At 69.1% G+C, this 22,928-nt stretch carries 23 protein-coding genes and 4 pseudogenes; 14 read left to right on the forward strand and 13 right to left on the reverse strand.

The features are described from left to right. Positions 1 to 47: 47 nt before the first annotated feature. Positions 48 to 602 carry a DUF2231 domain-containing protein gene (locus ACFYXM_RS31145; RefSeq protein ID WP_389294384.1) on the reverse strand — a complete coding sequence of 185 codons (555 nt, stop codon included), beginning with the start codon at positions 600 to 602 and terminating at the stop codon, positions 48 to 50. Between the two features lie 229 nt (positions 603 to 831). After that, positions 832 to 3,062 (reverse strand): annotated as a pseudogene (locus ACFYXM_RS31150) (heavy metal translocating P-type ATPase). A 436-nt stretch (positions 3,063 to 3,498) separates the two neighbouring features. Here ACFYXM_RS31150 and ACFYXM_RS31155 point away from each other — a divergent pair. Then, on the forward strand, positions 3,499 to 4,506 hold the full coding sequence (locus tag ACFYXM_RS31155) for a recombinase family protein (RefSeq protein ID WP_389294386.1): 1,008 nt from the start codon (positions 3,499 to 3,501) through the stop codon (positions 4,504 to 4,506). Between the two features lie 291 nt (positions 4,507 to 4,797). On the opposite strand, the pseudogene ACFYXM_RS31160 reads toward ACFYXM_RS31155, so the two are convergent. The 4 genes and pseudogenes from ACFYXM_RS31160 to ACFYXM_RS31175 form a co-directional block, all read right to left on the reverse strand. Then, a pseudogene (locus ACFYXM_RS31160) lies at positions 4,798 to 5,040 on the reverse strand (IS6 family transposase); the annotation flags it as partial. Positions 5,041 to 5,258: 218 nt separating this feature from the next. Beyond that, complete coding sequence (locus ACFYXM_RS31165; RefSeq protein WP_389294388.1) at positions 5,259 to 5,831, reverse strand: hypothetical protein; 573 nt, start codon at positions 5,829 to 5,831, stop codon at positions 5,259 to 5,261. 20 nt (positions 5,832 to 5,851) lie between these two features. Continuing rightward, positions 5,852 to 6,244 carry a hypothetical protein gene (locus ACFYXM_RS31170; protein WP_389294390.1) on the reverse strand — a complete coding sequence of 131 codons (393 nt, stop codon included), beginning with the start codon at positions 6,242 to 6,244 and terminating at the stop codon, positions 5,852 to 5,854. A 906-nt stretch (positions 6,245 to 7,150) separates the two neighbouring features. After that, positions 7,151 to 7,513 (reverse strand): annotated as a pseudogene (locus ACFYXM_RS31175) (Scr1 family TA system antitoxin-like transcriptional regulator); the annotation flags it as partial. Between the two features lie 108 nt (positions 7,514 to 7,621). On the opposite strand from ACFYXM_RS31175, the gene ACFYXM_RS31180 reads away from it, so the two are divergent. Continuing rightward, positions 7,622 to 8,092, forward strand: coding sequence for a DciA family protein (locus tag ACFYXM_RS31180; RefSeq protein WP_389294391.1), 471 nt, complete (start codon positions 7,622 to 7,624; stop codon positions 8,090 to 8,092). Positions 8,093 to 8,198: 106 nt separating this feature from the next. After that, the gene (locus tag ACFYXM_RS31185; protein ID WP_389294393.1) at positions 8,199 to 9,170 is read left to right on the forward strand and encodes a LuxR C-terminal-related transcriptional regulator; all 972 of its coding nucleotides are present in this window, start codon (positions 8,199 to 8,201) and stop codon (positions 9,168 to 9,170) included. A 200-nt stretch (positions 9,171 to 9,370) separates the two neighbouring features. Here the strand turns inward: ACFYXM_RS31185 and ACFYXM_RS31190 are convergent, their stop codons facing one another. Both ACFYXM_RS31190 and ACFYXM_RS31195 read right to left on the reverse strand, forming a co-directional pair. Then, a complete protein-coding gene (locus ACFYXM_RS31190; protein ID WP_389294395.1) occupies positions 9,371 to 10,591 on the reverse strand; it encodes a hypothetical protein in 1,221 nt (406 codons plus the stop codon). A 694-nt stretch (positions 10,592 to 11,285) separates the two neighbouring features. Next, positions 11,286 to 11,927 (reverse strand): type III effector protein, encoded by a 642-nt coding sequence (locus ACFYXM_RS31195; RefSeq protein ID WP_389294397.1) that lies wholly within the window; start codon positions 11,925 to 11,927, stop codon positions 11,286 to 11,288. 128 nt (positions 11,928 to 12,055) lie between these two features. On the opposite strand from ACFYXM_RS31195, the gene ACFYXM_RS31200 reads away from it, so the two are divergent. From ACFYXM_RS31200 to ACFYXM_RS31210, 3 genes are all read left to right on the forward strand, one after another. Beyond that, on the forward strand, positions 12,056 to 12,487 hold the full coding sequence (locus ACFYXM_RS31200; protein ID WP_389294399.1) for an Hsp20/alpha crystallin family protein: 432 nt from the start codon (positions 12,056 to 12,058) through the stop codon (positions 12,485 to 12,487). 108 nt (positions 12,488 to 12,595) lie between these two features. Beyond that, complete coding sequence (locus ACFYXM_RS31205; RefSeq protein WP_389294401.1) at positions 12,596 to 12,991, forward strand: DUF2267 domain-containing protein; 396 nt, start codon at positions 12,596 to 12,598, stop codon at positions 12,989 to 12,991. 74 nt (positions 12,992 to 13,065) lie between these two features. Further along, positions 13,066 to 13,509: a DUF2267 domain-containing protein gene (locus tag ACFYXM_RS31210; RefSeq protein ID WP_389294403.1), complete on the forward strand. Its 444-nt coding sequence runs from the start codon at positions 13,066 to 13,068 to the stop codon at positions 13,507 to 13,509. Between the two features lie 58 nt (positions 13,510 to 13,567). On the opposite strand, the gene ACFYXM_RS31215 is transcribed toward ACFYXM_RS31210, so the two are convergent. The 3 genes from ACFYXM_RS31215 to ACFYXM_RS31225 form a co-directional block, all read right to left on the reverse strand. Further along, positions 13,568 to 13,813: a hypothetical protein gene (locus ACFYXM_RS31215; protein ID WP_389294405.1), complete on the reverse strand. Its 246-nt coding sequence runs from the start codon at positions 13,811 to 13,813 to the stop codon at positions 13,568 to 13,570. 4 nt (positions 13,814 to 13,817) lie between these two features. After that, the gene (locus ACFYXM_RS31220) at positions 13,818 to 14,051 is read right to left on the reverse strand and encodes a hypothetical protein (RefSeq protein ID WP_389294406.1); all 234 of its coding nucleotides are present in this window, start codon (positions 14,049 to 14,051) and stop codon (positions 13,818 to 13,820) included. A 315-nt stretch (positions 14,052 to 14,366) separates the two neighbouring features. Further along, positions 14,367 to 14,759 (reverse strand): hypothetical protein, encoded by a 393-nt coding sequence (locus ACFYXM_RS31225; protein WP_389294408.1) that lies wholly within the window; start codon positions 14,757 to 14,759, stop codon positions 14,367 to 14,369. 466 nt (positions 14,760 to 15,225) lie between these two features. Between ACFYXM_RS31225 and ACFYXM_RS31230 the strand changes: the two genes are divergently transcribed. From ACFYXM_RS31230 to ACFYXM_RS31255, 6 genes are all read left to right on the forward strand, one after another. Further along, entirely contained in the window at positions 15,226 to 17,049 is a 1,824-nt protein-coding gene (locus ACFYXM_RS31230) for a hypothetical protein (protein ID WP_389294410.1), read from the forward strand. Positions 17,050 to 17,175: 126 nt separating this feature from the next. Then, a complete protein-coding gene (locus ACFYXM_RS31235; protein ID WP_389294411.1) occupies positions 17,176 to 17,610 on the forward strand; it encodes a hypothetical protein in 435 nt (144 codons plus the stop codon). 27 nt (positions 17,611 to 17,637) lie between these two features. Further along, the gene (locus ACFYXM_RS31240; protein ID WP_389294413.1) at positions 17,638 to 17,763 is read left to right on the forward strand and encodes a hypothetical protein; all 126 of its coding nucleotides are present in this window, start codon (positions 17,638 to 17,640) and stop codon (positions 17,761 to 17,763) included. 268 nt (positions 17,764 to 18,031) lie between these two features. After that, the gene (locus ACFYXM_RS31245) at positions 18,032 to 19,324 is read left to right on the forward strand and encodes a PP2C family protein-serine/threonine phosphatase (protein WP_389294415.1); all 1,293 of its coding nucleotides are present in this window, start codon (positions 18,032 to 18,034) and stop codon (positions 19,322 to 19,324) included. Between the two features lie 158 nt (positions 19,325 to 19,482). After that, the gene (locus tag ACFYXM_RS31250; RefSeq protein ID WP_389294417.1) at positions 19,483 to 19,638 is read left to right on the forward strand and encodes a hypothetical protein; all 156 of its coding nucleotides are present in this window, start codon (positions 19,483 to 19,485) and stop codon (positions 19,636 to 19,638) included. 233 nt (positions 19,639 to 19,871) lie between these two features. After that, on the forward strand, positions 19,872 to 20,450 hold the full coding sequence (locus tag ACFYXM_RS31255) for a hypothetical protein (RefSeq protein WP_389294419.1): 579 nt from the start codon (positions 19,872 to 19,874) through the stop codon (positions 20,448 to 20,450). Positions 20,451 to 20,774: 324 nt separating this feature from the next. On the opposite strand, the gene ACFYXM_RS31260 is transcribed toward ACFYXM_RS31255, so the two are convergent. Further along, positions 20,775 to 21,566, reverse strand: coding sequence for a hypothetical protein (locus ACFYXM_RS31260; RefSeq protein ID WP_389294421.1), 792 nt, complete (start codon positions 21,564 to 21,566; stop codon positions 20,775 to 20,777). Between the two features lie 104 nt (positions 21,567 to 21,670). On the opposite strand from ACFYXM_RS31260, the gene ACFYXM_RS31265 reads away from it, so the two are divergent. Then, positions 21,671 to 22,144, forward strand: coding sequence for an IS3 family transposase (locus ACFYXM_RS31265; protein ID WP_389294423.1), 474 nt, complete (start codon positions 21,671 to 21,673; stop codon positions 22,142 to 22,144). 12 nt (positions 22,145 to 22,156) lie between these two features. Then, positions 22,157 to 22,555: a transposase gene (locus ACFYXM_RS31270; RefSeq protein WP_389294425.1), complete on the forward strand. Its 399-nt coding sequence runs from the start codon at positions 22,157 to 22,159 to the stop codon at positions 22,553 to 22,555. 18 nt (positions 22,556 to 22,573) lie between these two features. Here the strand turns inward: ACFYXM_RS31270 and ACFYXM_RS31275 are convergent. Next, positions 22,574 to 22,768 (reverse strand): annotated as a pseudogene (locus tag ACFYXM_RS31275) (MFS transporter); the annotation flags it as partial. Positions 22,769 to 22,928: the final 160 nt, after the last annotated feature.

A 22,928-nucleotide genomic window follows, 5' to 3' on the forward strand; every position in this document is an offset into this window, starting at 1 on the left:
GCCTCACACAGGCCGGCCGGACTGCCACCGGCGCGGCTGTCGCCGCGTCACCGCCCGGCGCCGGACCGGCTCGTTGAGAAACGGCCCTGCCAGGCCGCCTTCGCACCCGAGTCAGCGATCCGGTACACCTGGACGGCCGCGCCGACGGCCACGACCAGGGCGATCACCAGCGCCACAACGCGCACCACAACAGAAGAAGCCAGCCGGGCCGCGGCGGACGCCCCGTCCTTGGTGGGACTGTCGGCCTCCCCGCTACGGTCTCGTTCCCGGCTGAGGCCGACGCGGCCGAGCAGCCAGACGGCGACCGTCAGCACGAACAGGGCGATCGCCCACGGAGTGAGACCGGACCCCATCTCGGTGTGCTCCTCCACCAGCGCGCTCTCCCGTACCCGGTCCTCCAGCCACTCGCCGGATTCGGTGGTCAGCACCACCAGGACAAGAGTGACCAGCCCCATCACCGGCAGCACCCAGCCGAGCCTGCGCGCCGCCGAAGTCCACAGCGCACAGACCACGAGCGCCAACGCCGTCAGCGGGACCAGCACCACTGCGCCGTGAACGAAGAGGGGATGGCCGGGAAGGCCGTTGATCAGCCCAACATCCACAGAGGTCTCCTCCGGCGAGCACACAAGGGAGCATTCACCAAGATATCTACCTTTTCGGAGATTATGCAGTAAATCCGTCCGCGTACAGGAGGGGCGCGTGTGTGGAGCAGTGCCCAAGGTGCAACATCGCCGTCGCACCTGCCGAGTCCTCAGGCTCCCGATGGGCCGTGAGTCCTGCCGACCGGAAATGAGCCCGGCTGAGAGGTCAGGCGCCGCAGGCGTCTTCGTCTCACGGGGCCAAGGAGAAGTAGTTCTCCTCTTCCTGGGAGAAATGCAGGCGCATGACGGTGTGCAGTTCATAGAGACAGGAACGCAGATCGTCGAGCTGATCGGCGTCCAGGCCGCCGCGGGCGTGGGCCAGGCGCAGGTGGGTGGCGACGCGCCGGGAAAGACGCTCGATCTCGGTATGGGCGCGGCTCATGGTGGCGGTGGCCTCGGGGCCGCCGAGCGTGGGAGCGAGCGCGGGGTAGAGCTGGTGCTCCTCGGCGTACTCGTGCGGCAAAAGCCGCTCGGTCAGCAGCTGGTATGTCTCCTCGACGGCCGCCAGGGCCTGAGGACCGGAGCTGTCGGACAGGCGGTCGGCGGCAGCGCGTACCGCCTCGACGACATCCCGCAGATCATTGTGCTCGGCCGCGAAACGGCGGATGAGCACTTCGGCGGCCGGGGTGAGAGCCGGTCGCATCGCCCGGTCGACGCGCAGGGCCCGCAGGGCGTTGAGGATGACCACGACGTCAATGCCCTCCTGGAGCAGGGCGCCGGCGGCGGGCGGAAGCAGGCCGCCGGCGGCCGCGGCCATGGCAGCGAGCGACATCAGCATGCCGCCCAGCGCGCTCTGCACGGCGATGCGCCGGGCGCGTCCGGCGATGGCGACCGCATCGGCAAGACGGTCCACGCGATCGGTGGTCAGGACGATGTCAGCAGCCTCGGAGGAAGCGGTGGAGCCACGGGCGCCCATGGCCACCCCGATGTCCGCCACGGCGAGCGCGGGGGCGTCGTTGACATCGTCACCGACCATGACGGTGACGGCGCGCTCGCGTTCGGCGCGGACCGCGGCGACCTTGTCTGCGGGGCTGAGATCGGCCCGTACGCCGTCCAGACCGAGAACGGCAGCGACTTCGTGCGCGGGCTCGGCACGGTCACCCGTGAGCATCAAGATCCGCTCGATACCCGCCGTCCGTAGGTGGCACAGGGTCCTGGGGGCGTCGGAACGAATGGGATCGCGTAGGAGGACAGCGCCGACCACGTGCCCGGCGACGGTCAGCCAGGCGACGGCCGCGCCGTCGAGCAGCGCGCGGTTGTCCACCGCTGCAGCCCACGACGGCACGGCGTCCGCGGTGTCGATCCGGCCGATGGACGCCCGCTGCCCGTCCACGGTTCCCGAGGCACCCCGGCCGGGCTCCTCGGTGACATCCGCCACCACGGGCAGCGCCAGTCCGCGCTCCCGGGCGGCGTCGACGATGGCGTGGGCCAGCACGTGCGGCGAGTACTGGTCGAGTGCCGCCGCCATGCGCAGCACCTGCGCCGGCCTCCACCCTGGTGCGGCAGCGACGTCAAGGACGCTAGGACGGCCGCCGGTGAGAGTGCCGGTCTTGTCCAGCAGCAGGGTGCGGGCCCGGCCAAGGTTCTCCAGAGCACCGCCGCCGCGGACCACCACACCCAGCCGCGAGGCGCGGGACAGGCCGGAGACGATCGCGACCGGCGCGGCCAGCAGCAGCGGGCACGGCGTGGCGACCACCAGGACCGCCACCGCCCGGACCGCGGAGCCGCTCAGGAGCCAGGCCAGCCCGGCCACCACCAGGGACAGGGGCAGGAACCAGGCGGCATACCGGTCGGCCAGGCGGACCACGGGAGCCGATTCCGCACCGGCCTGCCGGGCCAGCCTCACAATCTCGGCATAAGCGCTGTCCTGCTCAGTGGCGGTGGCCTCAGATCGAAGGCGCCGCCGGCGTTGACCACCCCGCTGCGCACGGCTTCGTCCTTCGCACGCTCGACCTGCAAAGACTCCCCGGTGAGCACCGATTTGTCCAGTACGGCGAGGGCACTCTCCACATGACCGTCGACCGGGACCACTTCTCCCGGCCCGACCACGAGCAGGTCACCGACTTCCACCTCGGCAAGCGGCACCACGCGCACTCCGACATCGGTGTGCGCCGCGCCGTACGCGGCACGCGTTCCACAAGGGCCCGCACATCGTGGGAGGCCCGCCGCTGGGCCGCGGCTTCGAGGGTGCGTCCTGTGGCCAGCATCAGAGCAATCAGCGCGCCGGCCAGGTACTCGCGCACAGCCAGGGTGCCGCCGAGAGCCAGAACGGCGATCAGAGAGACCGCCGGCACCGGCGACCCAGGCCACACCGCCGGCCGTCAGAGCCGCCGCCGTGACCGCGAGGAGGAACGGCTCCAGATACGCGGAGACGGCGGCCACCAAATGGCGCACCGGCCCTGTGCTGGCAAGAGATTTCATGGGCACACCTCTGCCGTCCATCCTCGGCCAGAGCCCGGTCCATCACACCTCGGCGCCGCACCCGAAGCAGCAACCAAACGGCCCCACAGGGCTCAGCCATCCCCACTTCGCCGGGACTTTGCGGGCGACCGCGGCACCGGACCAGCAGCCCACCTGTTCCTCGCCAGCAGCACGGCCTGGCCGAGGAACATCGGAAGAGAGATCAGTGGCACTGGTTCCGCTCCCCGCCCCTTCGCATGACTGCCACCTACCGTGATGTAGCTGTGGGTGATGATCGTCACGCACGTCGATTCTCACAAATGTTCCTTTGCGCGAGCAAGATCAATCACGGGCCACCGGACCCCCGCCGATCTCGGATTCGTTCGCAGAATCCGTTCTCACTCAAAAACGGGACGGACCCCCTTCTGAGACTTGCATTGTGCGAAAATCCAAGCCTATGACGGACCCTCAGCAGCCCTCCCCGACCGACCGGTCGGACGCCGACGACGTCGAACAGCACGCCTGTCCGAAGTGTGACGCCCAGCCCGGATCGCCATGCCGCTCGCGCGGCGGCGCGGTCGCCTCCGCCTACCACACCCGCCGCTTCACCCTGGTGCCCCGGCTGAAGAAGGCGCTGCGGGTCCCGACCCCGGCCGACCGCGGGCCGGGCCGGCCGTGGCGACCGGGCACCCCGCCGCCAGCGCCGATCGACCCGGACTTGCCGAGCGCGGACATCCGCATTGGCTACGCCCGCTGCTCGACCCTCGGGCAGGAACTCGACTCCCAGCTCGACGCGCTCGCAGGGCACGGCATCCCGAGGGACAAGATCTTCAGCGAGAAAATCAGCACCCGGGTACGGGTCCGCCCCCGGTTTGAGGAGGCGCTGCGGACGGCGCGGGAGGTCAAGGCGCACGCCCCGCACTGCCGGGTCATCTTCACCGTGTACGAGATGAAGCGCCTGGGCCGGGACGCCGCCGAGCTGACCGCGCTGGCGGACCATCTCACCGTCCACGGCCTGGTCTTGGAGATGCTCGCCGGCCCCCTGCCCGGCATCTACGACCCCACCGGCCCGGGCAAGCTGCTGTTCGCGTTCTTCGCGGCGATGGCGGAGACCGAACGGGAGAACATCCGCGAGTCCACGCTGGAGGGACTCGACACCGCGGCCCGCAAGGGCAAGCACGGCGGCCGGCCGCCGGTCATCACCGACGACATGCTCCACACCGTGCTCCGGCGCCGCGCGGGCGGCGAGTCCGTCGAGCAGATCCAGCCCGACCTGATCATCCCCACCGGCAAGCGCAAGGGACACAACCCCTCCGTCGCCAGCATCTACCGGGCGCTCGCCGAACACGCCAAGCGCGAGGCGTACCCCGAAGCCGTCGAGGCCGCACACGTCGACTTCGCCGCCATGAACAACGGAGCGGTTCCCGAGCCCCGCACTCAAGCAGAGGCCCTGAAATCACACTGAGCTACTTGTCCCCTCGCCGTAGCTATACGAGAACAGGGCTTACTTCAACGGCTCGCCGGCGGCGTCCCGCAAGCCGGTGCGGGCCAGGGTGCTGTCCAGCAGGTTCTGCACTGTGGTGGAGGACATGACCTCGCTGCGGTGCCCCCGCGTCCGACGCTGGAACAGATGGGGAAGCTGGGGCCCGAACTCCCGCTCATGAGCGTCGTAGTGGCTCACCTTCGGGATCGCGCCGCCGTTGGCGTTGCGGAGCCGGGTGATGACCGTGGCCAGCACGCTCGCCAGTTCGGGGCTGTCGTCAAGGTGCCACTTGTCGCCAGGGCGGGGACGTCGGCGGCGCAGCGCGTTGGCGTAGGACTGTCCGAACTTCAGACACCACCGGCGGATCGTCTCGTAGGACGCAATGACGCCGCGCTGCAGCATCAGCTCCTCCACCTCACGGAATGACAACGGGAAGCGGAAGTACAGCCACACGCAGTGGGAGAGGATCTCGGCCGGGTATCGGTGCCCCTTGTACGACGGCGGCGTACTGCCCACGGACAACCCCCTCCACCATGATCAACCCGAAGATCATCCCACCCCGTCAGCCAACGTGACAGCGCCCCGACGACAGCTGCGGCACCTCGCCGCGTTGTCGGAACGCCCACAGACGACCCGTATGCGGGCGCCCCTCCGTCTTGCGATGCACCACATCTGACACCGCGCGCTGATCCGCCACAGATCTTAGGGGCGGGCCGCCGGTTTCGCATTCGGCCTCAGTCGCAGAACTCGGCCTGGGCTTTCAACGCTGCAGCTGGCGCCTCGCCCTTGCCGTACTTGGTAGCGCAGACTACGACCCCGAATTCGGCGTTAATCCACGTGGAGAGTTTCCCTTGAATCTTGGTGCCATCAAGGCATTTCAGAGACAGGGGAACCGTGATCTTTTCTACGGCGGCATATCCGACGTACACTTTCTTTTCTTTGGCGCCGGACAGGAAACGGTCCAATCCTGAGAGGGCGTCACTGGTACCGGATGCATTGAGCTCCAACTCGCCCTCGATGACCGCCAGGACGGTGGATTCATTCACGCGGCCGGATTCCCATTCGACCTTGGCGGTGACAGGTTTGTCGACCAGGGCGACGTTCTTGTCGTCGCCCCATGGGGGATCCACTTTCCGAATCGCTGTGAACGTCAGGCTGCGCGGTAGATTTTTTACGGGAGGAGCGGTGAAGTCGGTGCTCCCGCAGCCCGCCCTCTCCGCGGAGCTCGTGGCGGCCGCACTCCCGGATTCCTTGGGGCCGCCGCCCGTGCAGCCGGTTGCCGACATGGCAACGACGGCGACGGCCACCCATGCTGGACGTGGCCTCATCAGCAGTAACTGCTCTTGGCGAGGGCGGCCATGCTTCCGGACGGCTGGGCGATGTCGCACTGGACCGCTCCCGCTTCCTGTACATGGTGGGATCTGCCGGTTCCCTTGGCCTTGACAAGCACACTGCTGTTGCCGCTGGAGCAGGAGAGCTTCTGCCAATTGCCTGTGACCTGGACGCGTCCGGCATAGGTGACCACGTACTTCTTCGGCTTGACCGTGGCGGTGACGGCGACGGACGAAGTGGAGGTCTTGGAGCCGGAGGCGGCGAGCGACAGGCTCGCGGTGACCGACAGCTTGCCAATCACCGCACTGGCCTCGGCCGAAGCGCCGGATGTGTAGGTGATGCCGGCAGTAAGCGTCAGTTGATGTCCGGTGGTGAAGTTTGATGACATGTTGGACGAGGTGCCGTTGTAGTGTCGTGTCGCGTGTTGATCTTCTTCGGCTTGGCCACGTTGGAGACGGTGTACCAGGTCCCCTTGTAGCCTTCACACGGAACGGCCATTGTGCCGACTTCCCCGTCGACGCTTTCGATCCTAGGCGGCTCCGGCTCGGCAGCGGAGGCCGTCGGGCCTGCCCAGGCCACAGCACCGAGAGCAAGAAAAGCTGCCGCCAGAGGGCGATATACCGCACCGAAAGAAAGATTCACTTACTTTCCCCCGTCTCGCATGTATGCGATTTTTTCAAAATGTGCGCGCGCAAGGTCAGTGCGACTACACATTTTGAGCAGCTGGCAGCGGTAGATGTGCGTGAAGGTCTCCGACTGGTTCGCAGGGCGAAGATGGTTGCGCCTTTCGCCCCCTCGATCTCACCGCGCCCATTCCGCCAGCGAAAAGGCACGGTAACACCGGGAGAGCTTTGAAAGATAGTGATCAATGGGAATCCAAGCAACAGTAAAATTCGGGCAATTGTGTCCAATCCATGCAATGTGGCTTCGGGGAGTGGTGCGCATGGCGCACTCGACGTGGACGGTGTGCTGGGCTGGCCGCGCGGGGACGTGGCGAGGATGACCGAGAACACGATCCGGTACTCGGGGTGCCGGGGCCTGACCGGTTCGGCGGGCGGCGCCAGTAGCCGCACGCCTCGCACAGCCCGGCCAATCGCTCCTGCCCGCAGTCCTCGCACGCCAGCGTCTGACGGACCGCGTCGGCGACGTAACCGACGGCCGTGACATGCCCGGGCGGGGCGCTTGCACCCCGTGCGCGGTCGTCTGCCGGCCCCGCCGGGACGGCCGGCCGCCGTGGCGGGCCCGGCCTTCCTGGCGGGCGGCAGGACACGTGGATCGTACGACCAGGCGCCGGGATCTCTGCGGGCTGTGTGATGCGTACCTGAGCAGAGACCAGTTCGACGGATACGAGGGCGTCGTCGTACATGTGGAACGTCTCCCTCGGCCACTGCCCCCGCTGTGCGCCGGCCGGGATGATGCCGAGTGATACTGCGGGCAGGGCGCCGGCGCTCAGCAGATAGCCGAGCTGGGCAGCCATCGCCTCGCCGTCGCCGATCCGGTAGTGGAGTACTGCTTCCTCGATGAGGAGGACGAATCGGTGGCCGCGTTCGTGGATGATCCGCGAGCGGTTCACTCGGGCCCGCGCCGCCTCCGCACTGTCGTCCACGGGCAGGTCACGGAACCGGGCCGACATGCTGAAAACCGCCGCCGCGTAACCTCATCGCCCCTCCGAGGGGTCGCAACGCTCTGGCCCGATGCGTGCCTGGCTGGGCCGAGGGGGTCCTCATCGCCCCTCTCAGAACCTGTGCTCATTGACCTCACGTACATGACCGCCCGAGTCCTGCTTGGGCTCGGTACGGCGCTCAGAAGAATGTGGGCCGAGCGCAGCTGGGACACCGCCGCCGTCGGCGGAACCGTGCTCGACCGGTGGCCCACCATCGCCCCCAACCTCACGGGCAAAGTCGCCGCCGAGCGATACGACGACGAGACCCAGACCCTGCACCTGCGCCCCATCTCTCACGCCTACTGCACCCAGCTCACCCTCCACCAACGTCAGATCGTCCGGCAGATCAACGCGGCCGTCGGCGACGACACCGTCCGGAGCCTGGAAATCCTCGCCCCCGGCACCGTCGACGCACCGCAGCCCGCCACCCCGGCCGCGCCGCGAACACAGGCCCCGACCGTGCAGCCCCGCCCCGGGCACCCCGGCTACCTCGCCGCCCACCACGCCAGCGGAGGCACCCGCGACACCGGCCTCGCACCCCGCATCCCCGATCCCGACCCGGCCGCCACATGATCATGTGATGTTAGGCTGACGGCCATCCGGCAGATGGACAGTCCCCCGTGGGGATGGGGTCAGTGACGGGCGCCGTGCGCGCCGCTGGTTGGGAGTGACACCCAAAATGCGCCCACTGCAGGATCTCGGCCTCTCCATGACAGCTGAGGCTGCCTACCTTGCGCTCGTGGAGCACGGTCCGCTGACTCCGGCGAGGCTCGCCGGTCAGCTGGCGCGGGCCGGATCGCCTGCCGAAGGATTGCACCATGCAGTCGACGAGCTCGCCGCTATCGGATTGGTGTCCCGCAAGAGTGACAGGGTGATCGCCCAGCCCCCACGCGCAGTGTTGGAAGCCATAGCCGAGCGGCGTGCACGAGAGTCCCGGATCGCCCACGAGAGTGCGATGCTCCTGTCGCGTTTCTGGCTCGATCACACCTCGGGATCGAGCTACATCGAGGTCGTCGACACCTCCCACAGCCCTGACGCGATACAGCAACGGGTCCACAACGAGGCAGTGGCAGAGGTGCGCGCGCTGTCGATTGGGCCGGTGGGCGGGGGTGAGCGTGTGCCGGAGGTTGACACCGAAGCGTTGGACGCCCTGGCCCGTGGGGTTGCCTACCGAGTGGTGTACAGCATCGACATCCTGCAGGAGCCCAAGGCCTTGGAGGCGGCGCGCGCGTGCGTCGACCGCGGGGAGCAGGCGCGGGTCTTTCCTGATCTCGCGATGAATCTGCTGCTCTGTGACGATCGTTTGGCCGTGTTGTCCGTCGTCGCACCGGACCGCGCGGGACACCACAGCGTCATCGTCCAGCCATCGGGCCTGCTGGATGGGCTGATCGGTGTCTTCAAGTCGTACTGGCGGATAGCTGTCCCGCTTCCTCGGGCCGGCGAGCCCACCGAGGGCTGGGCCCGCCCGACGAACAAGACGCGACAACTCCTGGGCTACCTCAGCGCCGGGCTCACCGATGAATCGATCGCCCGTGAGCTTGGGGTGAGTGAACGGACCGTCACCCGACGCGTTGCCCGCCTGCAGGAGGCACTCGGTACCCAGACCCGGTTCCAGCTCGGTGTCCAGGCCAGCCGCCAAGGCTGGCTTTGAACCGTCCTTTGAACCTTCGTCCGGGCCAAAGACCACGGTCTCGCCCGCACGCCTGGTGGTCTGCTCCTTCCTGTGCCGTTGTGTCGGCGACATCGCCCACACGTGACGGGCACGTGAGGCGGGCCGGTAGAGGGATCCGGCCCGCCTCACGCGGATCTTCGGTCGCTCGAGAGAGCGCGTCCTGCGGTCGGACTGCGGCGTCAGCCGGCGTCCGGCTTGACCAGGTCGGAAAGCTTGGCATCGAACTGCCCGGCGAACTTAAGCGACGGCAGGATGTGGCCCTGGTTCGCCGCGTCGTTGGCCACGCTCGCCGCCCAACTGGACGCGGTGAGCCGCTGGTTCGGCGTGCCGTGATGGCCCGGGTTGTCGAAGCCGCAGTCGCCTACCTCGTAGAACGACTGCTCAGAGTCCAGAAGACGCTTGGTGTTCAGCGCCTCGCCGCGGGCGTGGGTCAGGTAGTACGTCCCGAACGCGTCGGCCATGAGCTCAGTACGACGGGTGGCCTCAGGAGCGGGCAGGTCGCTCACGAACAGGTCGCCCGCGTACTGCACGTGGTGGCCGAACTCGTGAGCCTCGATCGCCCGCGGCGCGACATCGCCCAGACCCACGGCTGACATGCCCTGCAGGATGCCGTCTCCCATGATGATCCTGTCGGAGACGCCTGTCGGTTCCGGGTCACGCTTCTCGCTGTAGGCGAAGGCGTTGAAGGAGAAGATCGGGTTGGCGCCGCCCTTCAGGATCGGTTCCATGTTGACGAGCTCGAGGAACATCTCGGCCAGTTCGAGCTGGGACTCCGGCGTCCCGCCGTACAACACGGAGAGCGTGCGAGCAACCCGCTCGGGGCTGGAAAAGACATCGGCCCCATGCAGGGGGACCAGCTGGATGTCCGCCGAGTCGATGTCCCAGAACCGCTTGAGGTTCTTCATCTCGGAGGTGAGCTCCTGAGAGTACTCACCGTTGGCACCGAACTTGTTGGACTTCGACTCCGTGCCGAAGATCAGCGCGTCGTAGGTCGGGAGGTTGAAACCATCGAAGATCGAGAGCATGAAGATGGCGAAGGGGTCCTCGGCGCCCACGAGGAGGGAGCGGGCCCAGGTCTTGAGCCCGGTCGACGGGCACTGGTAGTCGTCGGGATTGATCACGCTGTCGCGCAGGTCGCTCCACTGCGAATCGTCAATGCCGTACTTCGCGGCAGCAGCCTTGGAGCGGGACTGCCAGTCGGCGGGCAGCTTCGCCAGGATCCCGTCGGCAAGGGCTTTGAGCCGCGGAGGCAACGTGGAGGTGTCGATGGCCGACTGGAGCGACTGACTGTCGGCGGTCGCGGTCCCAGTCGCGTCAGCGGCCTGCGCGGGGAGCGCCACACCGACGGCACAGGTCGCGGCGATCGCCAGGCTGACCGCCATGGAGAGGGTCTTCTTCACAGGGACTCCCTTTCGAAGGTGCCTGCAAGGACGAGCAGGCAGGCCCAGTGTGTGAGCCCAGTGACCCTGTGGTGAATAGCTGATTACTGTCCGAAACTGGCAATGTCTGGAACCAGACAACCCGCGCTCGGCGATGGGCGCCGGACGGAGTGAGACCGTGCCATCTTGATTTCTGCAGGTTGCAGGCCCTGGTGCGAGCGGCGGGTGAGATCCTCGGGCCTGTCGACGCGGTACCCTCCGCTGCGCTCGTACATGAGGAGTTCGTGGATCTGAGCTGCGCGGCTCTCTCCGCCTCCCGTCCCCCCGCCTGCCTCAGCAACGCTTACGGGCACTGTCACGTTGGCGGGCGGCGTGGGAAGATCCTCGAAGGTGATCACGTTGGAGGGGGCGAATCCGCGTCCGGTCCGTGCGGTGCAGCGGCACGGGCGCGCGCCGATGGGCCTCGGTGCCGCAATCGGTGCACTGGTCACCGAGCGCGCGTGGGAGCTCCCGGCCACCCAGGCCATCAATGAACCTCTTCATTTCGTTCTTCGCGGCTTATGCCGCCAGAGCCGTGTGCACCCGTTCCCGGAAGTCGTCGGGGCCGCGTCAGCTTCCCCCGAGGAAGACGAAGGTCCCGATCTCCCCGGGCGGTCGGGGCCTTCGCCTTGCCAGGTGCCGCCCAGAACAGAGGCTGACGGGCTGCTCCGGCGCATCAAGCGGTGTCAGGGGGCGTGAGGGTGTCGATCTGGGCGGCGAGGCCGGGGTGGGTGACGGCCAGGTGGGGACGGGTGGCGGTCAGAGGGGCGATGAGGTCTGCGGGGTCGTCGTGGGCGAGGGCCGCGTGGAGCTCGCCGAGCGGGAGGCGGGCGGTGGGGGGAAGGTCGGTGAGGGCGGTGATCTGGCCGGCGAGGCTGCGCAGGGCGGCGGCGTTGCGGCGGGCCCAGGTGGCGGTGTTGCGCCGGGTGGCGCGGGCCTGGCGGGTGGCGGTGACGCGTTGTTCGCCGGTGGTGCCGGCGGGGCCGGGGCGACCGCGTAGGTAGCGGCGTTCGGCGGCCTGGCGGCTGGTGACGCCGAGGGGGTGGGCGAGGTCGGCCCAGCTGGCGCCGGCGTCGCGGGCGGTTTCGATCAGGCCGGTCTCCCATCCGGCGAGCTGCTCGCGGACCTGCCGCAGCAGCATCAGGGAGGCCAGGGCCTGCTCCGGGCCCGGCCCGGTCCCGGTCGGGGGAGAGGGAGCCTCGTGGTGGGCTGTGTGCAGGGCGTCGTCTATGGCGTTGAGGGCCGCTGCGGCGGCGAGGAACGACGCCGGGCTGTGGGTGTCGGTGCTGGTCGTGGACGGCTTCTGGGCTGCGGTCACGGGCACCTCCTTCGGAGTGTCATCGTGATGACGACATCATGTTTGTCATCCATTGGATGACATGTTACAACGGTGTCAGTGCAGCGCATTGGCAGCAACTGCCTACAAACCGCTGGAGGTGTTTCACGATGTTGATGCGCACTGACCCCTTCCGTGAGCTGGACCGGCTGGCGCAGCAGCTGATGGGCCCGGGTACCTGGTCGAAGCCGTCGGCGATGCCGATGGACGCCTACCGCGAGGGCGACGAGTACGTGGTGGCCTTCGACCTTCCGGGCGTGGCCGCGGACGCGATCGACATCGACGTCGAGCGGAACATGCTGACCGTCAAGGCCGAGAGGCGGCCGGTGGCGAAGTCCGACGACGTGCAGATGGAGCTGTCCGAGCGGCCGCTGGGCGTCTTCTCCCGGCAGATCGTGCTCGCCGACACCCTCGACACCGAGCACATCCAGGCCGACTACGACGCAGGGGTGCTCACCCTGCGCATCCCGATCGCCGAGCGCGCCAAGCCCCGCAAGATCTCCATCGGCGTCGGCTCCGGCCGCAAGGAGATCTCCGGCTGACACCAGCCGACCGGAGGCGGTGCGGAGGACGGGACTCCTGATCTCCCTCTGCTATCCCGCCCTCCGCACCCCGTGAGAAGCCCGAAGAAGAATGGGGGTGCGGCCAAGATGACTCTGCGACGCGAAGCGTTCCTCGACCATGTGACCGAGCGCGGCGAATACAAGACCGCCGAGGAGGCCGAGCGCGCGGCCCGCGTGGTCCTCGCCCTGCTCGGCGCCCACCTCGTCGGTGAGGTCCGCGCCCAGCTCGCGGCACGCCTGCCAGAGGAGTTCGCTCTGATCCTGCTCAACCCGCTGCAGAGCGCCGAGCCACTCCCGCCAGAGCGGTTCGTCCGCGCGACCGCGGCCTGGATCGAGGGCGCCACCGAGCAGACCGCTAACTGGGACGTCAGCGCCGTGCTGTCCACGGTCGCCGACGCGGCCGGTGAGGACCTGCTGGGGCAGATCCTGCTCCAGCTCCCCGCCGGCTACGACCTCCTCTTCGGCCGCCCCCAGCCCACCTGACCCCCAAGACCTGGGGCGGTGCCACACCCCCGGGCGCCACCCCATCCCGGCTCCGATGAAAGGCATGCACCGCAGTGATCACCGACGTGCGCGCACCGCAAGGGCACCAGCAGCCGTACGGGACGGCGTACGAACACATGCTGGAGAAGGTCCGCTACGAAGGCGCCTACCCCACCCGCGAGCGCGCCGACGAAGCCGTCCGCCTCGTCCTGGGAGGACTCGGGCGTCAGCTGACCGGCGACGAACGCGTCGACCTGGCCGCCTGCCTGCCCCTGGAGGCCGCACGCGTCCTGACCGCGCAGATCCCCGACACCCAGCCGCTGACCGGCTGGGCCTTCGTCAAGGACCTCGCCGCCCGCTCCAGCGCCTCGCTGGCCACCACACGCTGGGACACCGGATCCGTCTTCGCGGCCGTCGCCGCCTACGCAGGCACCGACCTCATCACCCGCATCCTGCACCAGCTCCCCACCGGCTACGCGCTGCTGTTCGGCCGCGCCGAACTCAACCCCGCCGCATAGCCCCGGGCCGTTTCCTGTTGGCACGGTGGTGCCCGACGCGCAGTCTGCTCCTGGCCGGTCAGCGGTGCAGGTCCTCGTTGAGCCGGCGGTGCAGCAGCAAGAGGGCTTCGGTGTCGGCGACATCGGCCAGCTGGTGGAGCAGGGTGCGGATCGCCGGGTCGTCGCCGGCGCGGACGGCCGCCACGATGCGATCGATCAGCCGGGAAGCCTTGGTGGGTTCGCCCGCCGGACCGGGCGGGGCCCAACCGTGGCCGTCCGGCCCGGCAGCAGGGGGTGCAGCCGGGAGGGGGCTGGTGGTCGTCACCGGTTCAACGCTCCTGTTCGGGCTCGGTCCCCTGGTGGGCGGTTAGCGCGGCCTGTGCGGTCTGAGGTTTGATGACGACGCCGAACTCGTACAGGCCGATCTCCAGCACGTCGTCGACGGTCGCCTCGCAGATCCGCTTGAGGGCGAGCGCGGCGGCACCGCGGGCGATGGCCTCCTCGCGGCCAGGGGCGTCAGGGTCCTGGAGCGCGGACAGCACGGTCCGCCATAGGGGCGTCATCGCTGAGGACGTTCCTCTCCGGTTTCGGTGTCTTCCTGCGCCAGGGCGTCGGCGTCATCCTCGCCAGCCCCGCCGTACGGCCCGAAGGGCCCGACCCGCGTCGGCCTGGCGCGCGTCTTCCAGGGGCCAGCGCAGGACCTTGCACGGCTTACCCCCAAGCCTCCAGGGCCGAGGAGCGAGCCGAGCACCAGGACCACGGCCAGGTCCACGACCAGGCCGTGCCCGAGCAAATTGGCTCTCGCGTTTCTGCCCCTGACCCGGGCAATCCCTGTTCCGGACCCAGGCTTGCCCACCACCGCTGCGGCCGTCGTGGCGTTACAGGTGTTCGCTGAAGTGGTTCTTCCCCTCGGCGGTCACGAAGCCCAGCCCCTGCGCGAGGTGCATCCCGGTGTGTCCCTGGAACGGGCACGAGTGCTGGTCGCCGAGTTCGAATGCGCAGGCGCCCGGCTGACGGATCTCGCGGGCCCCCGGAACGCCGGTCCACCGGCACAGCCACATGTCCAGGTCACAGATCCCGTCTGCGCTGAACCCGATCTCTGACGCATGAGCGCCCTCATGGCCGGGTTCGAGCCTGCACTCCAGGGTGGATCGGTTCTCCGGGGTGAGCATCTCCTCGTAGCAGATCCTGAAATGGGACGCCTCCCCCCGGGAACACTGCCGGGCAGAGCGACCCGGCTCGATCGTCAGCTCTTCCCAGAACAGAGACATCCCCGGGGTCTCCCGTACGTACCGGGTCTCGCGGGGGAGCTCGGCCTTCCCGAGGACCCGGCCACGGCCGCGGCCCATATCCGTGCCGAGCGCGCATCGCTCCGGGCACGTGACGCCCGCTGGCAGCGCGCCTACACCAACCTCGTCTGCGACATCGTCGGGACCGAACGCGGCGGCAAGCACCGCGCCGCCGAGGCGGCCAACGCGCACCTGACCGGCGCGAACGTCCTGCCGCCTGCCCGGGGAAAGCCGGCCCCGCCACGGCGGCCGCCGACCCGAGCCCGCAGCCGACCACATCCGCCGCACCGGCACCGCGCCCCGCGCCGTCGGACGGCTACCGCCGCGCGATCGAGGCGCACCGCGTAGCCCGGCTCTCCCCGCCGCGTACGGCGGCGTGATCCCGTTGATCGACTGCGGAGCGAACCCCTGGACTGAGACGATGAGTTGATACGAAAGGTGAGGTTTCATGCGAGGGGACAAGCGGCAGATCCAGACAGCGGTCTTCGGCAGCGCGGACTCGGAGGAGCCGCTGTTGCTGCCACTGGAGGCGATCGAGCTGGACGCCTTCCGCCAGCGGCACGAACACGACACATTCTGGTGCGGGCTGCTCCTCGGAGGCTGCGGCCTGCAACTGACCACCAAGCTCTACACCGACCGGGTCTGCCACTGCGCCCACCTCCCCGGCCCCGACGGACACCCCCACCTCTGCGGCCGCCGTGCACGTGGCGTGACCAGCGCCGACCACCTCTACGTGAAGTCCGCGGCCGCCGCCTGGCTCCACAGCCGTGGCACGCAGGCCGACGTCGACTTCGCGCAGCCGGACGGCAGCCCACTGGGCTCCGTCGTCGATATCCACCTTGCGCACAAGAAGCTGCGGGTGCACCTGGACCAGAGCGTGGCACCGGAGTGGGACAGCGAGAACGAGCCGGTCCTCGGCATCTCGGTCCCGGTGGACCAAGACACCCTGATCAAACGCTGGTACGTGCACCGGATCCGTCTCGACAGCGAAGGCACCCGCCGACGCGTCCGCATCGGGACCGAGGCCTTCGCCCGGCCCACCGAATGGTTCGCCCTGGACGAGTGCAAGATGACTGAACGTGGCCTGTCCACCCCGGCAGTCGAGCGGATCGTCCGGTCACGCAGCACGCCCCCGCCGACCCTCCGGGCCACGCGCACGGACAGAAAGTCGCCGGATGCCCGGACCCGGGCTCAGGTTCTCTTCCGCCGTATCGAAGAGGCCCGCGCTGTGGGGGCCGTAGTGGTGGTGACCCGCGTGAGCCACACCCTGGAAACCCTGGAAGCGACGGACCAGGAGACCCGGACCCAGATCGAAACTGTCCTCCAGGACGCCAAGATCTGGCTGCAGGAGCAGACCGCGGCCCGGCAGGAGATGTTCTCCCGGCTGGGCGAAGCCGTGGCCCACGGCAACGTCCAGGAGGCCCGCAGGCTGCTGGCCCGCGTCAACGCGATCGCGGACCACGACCGCACCGACATCGAAACCCAGACGGCCGGGGCGGCCGCCACCTTCCTCGCTGGAGTGCTTCGGGAACAGGAAGAAACCGCCCGCAGGCTCAACACCGCGGCCGAGGCCAAGGAAGAGGCCCGTCGGAGAACGGCCCGGCAGAAGACGGAAGCACCGGAGCGGGTACGCACGACCCTGCGCACTCTGCGTCGTCACGGCCGCACCATGCCGGGGACGGAGAAGCGGCGTAGGGTCACCATGCTCACCGACCTGGCCGCCAAAGCCGGTGATCAACTCTCGCGCAGCGAGATCAACCAGATCGAGGCGTGGAAGGCCCGCGTGCAGCCTGAGCGAAAGACGCTGTCACCTGAACAAGCCCCTCCCGCCCAGAAGAAGCCCGCCCCGGACCGGACACCGAAACCCAACCGGGACCGAAACGTACAGCAGCAGAAGGGCAAGCCCCGGCTGCACCAACAGGTGGCGCGCGCGGATTGGTACAGCGAAACCTGCCCGCGGTGCTACGCCGGGGCCGGGAAGCCGTGCGGCAACGACGACCGGGTCGGCCCCGGCCGGACACGGCAACTCCCGCACGACGAACGCCTGCGCAGAGTCCTGCACCACAGCGACGCCCGCTCCCGGCCGCCACGGCAGCGCCGGGAGAAGCGGAACGAACAACCGACCGATGGTACGGCGGCCCGGACCTGGCACGCGTGGGAAGTCAGCTGCCCGAAGTGCCAGGCCCCGCCAAAGGCCCGCTGCACGGCCAACGGCCCGCACCGCGAGCGGATCGAGTGGGCGGCGGAGTTCACTCGAAAGCTGTGGGGCTGACCTGCGGCCGGCCAGGTGTCGCCGATCGCCCGGGAGACGTAGAGCTGGTAGAAGGCCGGCGCATAGCCGGGACACGAGCAGGGACATCCCTGACCCAGGCGTTCAACAAACCGGAGGAGCAGTACGTTGTCGTGGAAAGTGGCGGTCCAGCCAGCCTTGAGGATGCTGCTCCAGCCGGAGACCCGGCTCGACCCGCACCTGGAGATACTGCGCCTGGGCGCGGAGCACGAGGACATCGAGGCCGACGACATCGTGGTGACCCTGGCCCTGGGCGGCGCGCTGGTGACCGGCACCCTGGTCTCCACCGACACCTGGGAACGCCTGCACCTGCGTCAGCTCGGCGACCACGACGACACCCTGCGTAGGGTCGCGCGCCACGCGATCGGGCACCTGGACGAGGCCGCCGAGAAACGCCGACGCCCCCGCGAGATCGACCATCGCTTCCTTCACCCGCGGGACGTGACCCACCGCTCCGGACGAACCACCCACACCCTGCCGACCTGGCGCGGCCCGATCTCCGCGGTCAGCGGCTGGACCCTCGGCGAACCCGACAAGGACTGATCCGCAGCCACGGCACAGCTGTACCCCATGGGCGTTCCAGAAGGCCAGCGCCGGTCCCGGCCCGAGCGGTGGGGTGAGCGACTCGTGCAGGGCGCCGAACTCACCCGCGCCACCCTGCTCCACGTCCTCATGACTCCGCCCCGCCCCCGCTGAGCCGCCCCTTGCGCGCCCCCGGCCGGAGTGGGCACGGGGCGCGCGCCCATCAGGAACGGGCTCCTCGCGGCGGGCGAGCGGGCACGTGCCGGGTGACGTACGGCCGCTGAAATCGAGGCGTGTTTCGCGTTCCACGACGACGATCGACGAGGCCGCCATTCCCCAGTAGCGCCCCCCGATCACCCGCTCGTGTGCGTCCGGCACCGGGCGCAGGAACTTGCGCGCGCAGTGCTGTCGTCGCAGGCCAGTGGGGAGGAAGGTGGAGGGCATGGGCGTTGATCGAGGCGACAAGACGCTGCTGGACCGTCTGACGTTGCTGGCGGAGGCCCAGGCGGCGCTGGCCAGCACGCTGGACCTGCTGGAGGGGCTGCGGCGGGCGTGCCGGGTGCTGACCGGGCGGCTGGGGGATTGGTGCACGGTTGATCTGCTGGACGAGGGCGGCCGGCTGGAGCGGGCCGTCGTCGTCCACCGCACCCCCGAGGCGCTGGCTCCGGGCGGCTACGAGGGGCCGCTGCCACCGGTGCCGGAGGGGGACGGCGGGCCACTGCCGCGGGTACTGCGAGGGGCGGGGCCCCTGCTGCTCGCCGACATCCTTCCGCCCGGCCGGGCGGAGAACCCGCTGCACGCCCGGCAGCTGGAACTGTTCGAGCAGCTGGGTGCGCGCAGCGCTGTCATCGCCCCGCTGCGGGCCCGCCGCGAGGTCCTCGGCGCACTGACCGTGGCCCGCACCGATGCCGACCGCCCCTTCACCGAAGACGATCTCCCGCCGATCGAGGACCTGGTCCGCGGCCTGGCGCTGCAGGTGGACAACGCGCGGCTGTACCAGCAGACCCGGCACATCGCCGAGCGCTTCCAACGCGCCCTGCTGCCCGAGCTGCCGCAGGTCGAACACCTTCAGATCACCGCCCGCTACGCCCCCGCGCAGGCCATCGCCCAGGTCGGCGGTGACTGGTACGACGCCTTCGTCCTGCCGCAGGGCGACACGGTCCTGGTCATCGGCGATGTCATGGGCCACGACCTGCAGGCGGCGGTCGCCATGAGCGCGCTGCGCAACATGCTGCGCGGTATCGCTGTGGACCGCCAAGAGCCTCCCGGTGAGGTCCTGCGGCGTTTGGACGTCGCCAGTCACACGCTCCAGTCCCAGGAGACCGCGACGTGCATCTACGGCCTGGTCAAAGGCCCCGGTGAACGGGGCTCGTGGGCCTTGCACCATTCCTCGGCCGGGCACCTGCCGCCGTTGCTGACCACCGCCGGCGGCGACACCCGATATCTGGAGACGGGCGCGGGGCTGCTGATCGGCATGGACTCCGAGCACCGGCGTCTGACCGCCGTCGACGAGCTGCCCGCGCATTCCACTGTGCTGCTGTACACCGACGGACTGATCGAGCGCCGCGGCGAATCCCTCGACCACGGGCTGACCCGGCTGCGTCAGCACACCGCCGCCCTCGCCCGCGAACCCCTGGACTTCTTCTGCGACGAACTGCTGAGGGGGCTCGGCGCAGACAGCACCGACGACATCGCCCTGCTCGCCCTGCGTCCCACCCCACCGGCCGGCACCTGATCCGGCCGATGCGCCGCAGCCAGGTGCCGCAAGGCCGAGCCCGGTGCCGTGCCGCTCGCGCTTCGGTCCGGCCCGTACGCGCAGGAGACGACCGACGAGAAGTACGAGCGGGCCGACAACGCCCGGCCCGAGAATCGAACGCGCGCATCATTTCGGGTATGGCTGAGACAACGGTCCCCGATGATCTCCGCGCCGCGCAGGTCCGTCTGCATCAGGCCACCGCGGAGCTCAGCACGCTCGGGCGCACCCTTCCTTGGTCGGCGGAGCCGCACGACGGCTGGCCCGGGAAGGAGCATGCGCACACGGGAGGGTAGCCGGCCGCCGTCTCACGTTCGGAGCCTGAGCCGGAAGAACCTGCGTGAGCACATGACCGGGCTGAGCAGGACATCGACACACCCACGATCAAGCAGGGATTCACCGGTTCGGGTATTCGCCTGCCGGATCCGGCACGGGTGGGGCAGGGTCGGTGGGCGAGCGAGCACTCCCGGCCCGGAAAGGTGGCGCTTCGGGCGTGCCACACCAAGACGGTGGAGGAGAGGGGAACGTCATGTGGGAGTCCGAGGAGTCCGGTGCCGAGCACGAGGGCCGGCCCGGCGTCCTCCTGGCCGCCGCCCCCGAACCGGGCCCGGTCTACTTCGACACCGGGAGCGGACCGACGATGCACCAGAGCACCGACTGGTGGATCTACGACGGCACCCTCGGCGCCCCGCTCGCCACCCACCTGCGCGGCGCCTGCTCCTGCGGCTGGCGCGGCACCAGCCACTACCTCCTCGACTGGGAAACGGTCGACCGCCGACGCCCCTACCTGACCGACACCACGGGCCCCGAGCACGACTGGAACGCCCACATCACCGACGTACAGGACCGCACGGCCCCGGTTCCCGCGGAGCTACTCGCCCTCCTCGACCAGGCCGAGAAACACCTCATCACCCTCGCCACCGAGAACCCCCTGGCCGCCCTCCGAGCCGTCGCCGCCCTGGAACGCCTCACCCGACAGACCGCCAGTGAAGCAGCGTTCAACCTCGACACCCCCGACGGCCCCTCCTGGGACACCATCGGCCAGGCACTCGGCACCAGCGAAGAAACCGCCCGCTCCCGCCTCACCCGCTACGCACTCGGCCGCTGACCCGCGAGGCCCGTGCCGGCATCGGCCCGCTGGTTGCCGGGCGCACGATCATTTGCGGCCCGCGGATCCCCGCGCCCGTCCCTGGCAGGCCGACGCCGAGGACAGGCCGGCTCGGCGGTGTCCGGCGGGCCGGTCCTGCTGGGGTTGCCGACGCCGCTCCGGCCGGCCCGACAGGGGTGATCAGGCCCGGAGCGGGGAAAGGGCCCAGAAATACGACACCGCAGGTCGAGGTGGTGATGCTTTCGATGGTGATCTTCTTGCTCGGGCAATCGGCTGCGAGCTGCTGCAGCTCGAAGTCGTCGATCAGCGGAAGGAAACGCTGATTCAGGAGCGGGTGGCGGTCGCGCAGCTGTTGCCCGTGGCCGTGGTGCCGTGGCTCGTGTTGATCGGCTTGCTGCGGTCGTACGGATCGACCTGGTGGGCCTCGTCGGCGGGCTGCTTGTCGGCCGTGCCGAAGGGGGGTACGAAGTAGCCGGTCGGGGCGGAGCAGCCGCCGTTGGTCATGTCGAGCGCGTACGAGACGAGGGACATCGTGCCCGGTTCGGTGATGACCTTGGCCGGGTCGTCCCAGCTCATCACCACCTGGCGTCGCACGATTGTACGGACGACCTCGGCGTTCCGCCCGCTGTCGCCCGCCGGGGTGACCGGGTACACGAAGGTGACGTCCGCCGTCACTTCGACCGCCCCCTGTTTCCCCTCCCGGTAGGTGAGCCGGCCGCGTGTTTTGATCACGTCGCCGACCAGCCTGGACTGCTCCGGCCTGAAGCGGCTGAACAACAGCAGCGGGTCGGTCTTGTCAGTGGGCGTCGTCGACGACAGTGCGGTACGGAGGTACTCCTGGGTGTCCTTCTGGTGCGGGTTCAGCAGCGCGATCGCTTTCGTGGGCCGCTCGCCTTGCAGCACGCGGGAGTTGAGCCCTGTGGCCACCAGGAAGTCCCGGCTCTGCCGCAGTGCCCGCTCGACCTGCGCGGTGTCCATCCAGCCGGTCGCCTTGGCCGGTGGCACCGTGATCCCTGCCGCTCCGTCGCCCTGCGAGGCTGGGTCCGCCAGGCCGAGGCCGACCGCGGCGAGCGGGAGGACCGGCTCACCACCGCCGAGCTGGACGAGCTCAAGCAACTCCGCAAAGAGGTAGCGGAGTTGCGGCGGGCGAACGAGATCCTGAAAGCCGCCTCGGTGTTTTTTGCCCAGGAGATCGACCGTCCCCGGACGAGGCCGCGCAGGTGATCGACCACCTGCGCGAGAGGGGCCTTGGGGTCGATCCCGTCTGCCGGGTGCTGGAGCTGTCACCGTCGACGTACTTCGCCCGCAAGAAGCGGCCGAAGTCGGCCCGCCGGCTCCGGGACGAGCAGCTCATGCCGCTGATCGAGGAGGTCCACGCGGAGTCGGGCGGCACCTATGGCGCCCGCCGGATCACCCGCGCGCTTCGGCGCAAGGGCCACGGGGTGGCCCGCTGCACCGTCGAAAGGCTGATGGCCGAGCTGGGCCTGGAGGGCGTCATCCGTGGCCGGCGGCGTCGGACCACGATTCCGGAACCGTCGGCGCCGCGTCCGCCGGACCTGGTCGACCGCGACTTCACCGCCTCCCGGCCCGATCAGCTGTGGGTCGCGGACATGACGTATGTCCGCACCTGGTCGGGATGGGCGTATGTGGCGTTCGTCCTGGACGTGTACTCGCGGATGATCGTCGGCTGGTAGGTCGCGAACCACATGCGGACCGAACTCCCTCTGGACGACCTGGAGATGGCGCTCTGGCGGCGCCGGATCAAGAAGGACTCCGGACTGATACACCACAGCGATCGCGGGTCGCAATACGTATCAATTCGGTATACCGACCGGCTCGCCGACATCGGCGCCTCCGCCTCCGTCGGCTCCGTCGCGGACTCGTATGACAACGCGATGGCCGAGGCGCTGAACGGGACCTTCAAGGCCGAGCTGATCGAGATGCAGGGTCCCTGGAAGGGCGTCGACCAGGTCGAGCGGGCGATCTTCCAGTGGATCACCTGGTACAACGAAGAACGCCTTCACTCCGCGCTCGACTACGTGCCGCCGGCCGAGTACGAGGAAGCCTTCTGGCGCAGCCAGGAACAAACCCCGCAGTCCGCCTGAACCAATCAAGATCGGACTCTACGAAACTCGGGGCAGCTCAGTACTGCCTTGTGAGGCGTCTTCCTCGGGATGCGGCTTCACGACGCCCCGCCCACGCGTACGGTCCATCTCACGCCATTCCGGCCGCAGTCCAGCCAGATTCGTGGTGAGGACGTACGCGGCGCCGCAGGCGAGCAGCACCGGCATGAGTCCGACAGCGGTCACCGCCCGAGCGCAGCGTAGGTCGCCGGGGCGTGCTCGGCCTGACTGCTGTGACGGACTGCGGGCGCTGACCTGTCTGAAGCTTCCCCTTGATCGTGGACACCTGGAGACTGGGACCTGAGGTTCCAGAGGAAGTAGCACCAGGTGGGAAGCAAATACACGAAGCGGTACA

It is taken from the genome of Streptomyces sp. NPDC002476, assembly GCF_042889785.1.
GTDB lineage: Bacteria > Actinomycetota > Actinomycetes > Streptomycetales > Streptomycetaceae > Streptomyces.